Raw genomic sequence first — 592 nt, 5'->3', positions numbered from 1 at the left:
GTTCTCCGTCAGGTGGTCGACCTGACCCTTCGCGAGCTTGATCGAACCGTCGATGATGAGCCCGGCGGCGCCGACGTCGATGTAGTAGCCCGAGCCCCGTCGGAGGTACTTCATGAACAGGCCGGAGTCGTCGTCGCCGAAGTCCAGTTCGTAGCCGGCGTCCTCGAGCCCCCGGTAGAAGTCGGCGTCGATCTCGCGGACCTTGTCGTAGATCGGCTTCTGGAACTCGTTCATGATCCGATAGGGCAGCGACGCGAAGATCATGTCGGCCTTGTCGGTGGTCACGCCGCTCTCGACGGCCCGCTCGCTGTACAGGTCGCCCAGGCCGTGCTCCATGAGCGACTCGGACTTGATGATGTGCGTCGAGCTGCGCTGCACCATGGTCACTTCGGCACCCGCCTCGATCAACGCCTTGCTGATGTCGAGGGCCGAGTTGTTCGCGCCGATGATCACGACCTTCTTGCCCGCGTAGGCGTCCGGTCCCGGGTGCTTCGACGAATGGTGCTGCTCGCCGGCGAAGACGTCCATGCCGGGGAAGTCCGGGATGTTCGGCTTGCCCGACATGCCGGTCGCCAGTACGAGCTGCTTGGGG

1 protein-coding gene is annotated in these 592 nt (G+C 64.4%); it reads right to left on the bottom strand.

All coding sequences use genetic code 11. The features are described 5' to 3' along the window. The coding region (locus FK268_RS23455; RefSeq protein WP_146437847.1) for an NAD(P)-binding domain-containing protein at nucleotides 1-592 on the bottom strand (592 nt) is incomplete at both ends.

The organism is Tsukamurella sputi, assembly GCF_007858445.1.
Taxonomy (GTDB): domain Bacteria; phylum Actinomycetota; class Actinomycetes; order Mycobacteriales; family Mycobacteriaceae; genus Tsukamurella; species Tsukamurella sputi.
This window is presented reverse-complemented; position numbering and strand designations above follow the sequence as displayed.